At 39.1% G+C, this 271-nt stretch carries 1 protein-coding gene; it reads left to right on the top strand.

What is annotated here, in order from left to right; genetic code table 11:
* Positions 1-271 (top strand): hypothetical protein (locus tag SB724_RS20215; RefSeq protein WP_410572641.1); only part of this gene is annotated, 271 nt, incomplete at both ends.

Raw genomic sequence — 271 nt, 5'->3', positions numbered from 1 at the left:
GATTAATACCGCTACTCCCAATTCTAAAGCTGCATTGAATGTGGTTTCTAAAAACAATAATACCGGGGTTCTAATTCCCCGTCTTACCACTGTGCAAAGAGATGCTCTTGGAGCAGCCACCACAGAAGATGGATTGACCATCTATAATACAGATGAGAAGTGCTACAATTATTACCAGTCTACAAATGCAACATGGCTGAGTTTATGTGGTACTTATCAAAAGTCAACCTATACTGTGGATTGTACTTCGGTAAAAACATTTGGTACTTAC

Origin of the sequence: Bacillus sp. SIMBA_031, from assembly GCF_046535225.1 — a bacterium.
Lineage (GTDB): Bacteria > Bacillota > Bacilli > Bacillales > Bacillaceae > Bacillus > Bacillus velezensis.
Note: the sequence above shows the minus strand (reverse complement) of the source record. Positions and strands in the feature narration are given on the sequence as shown.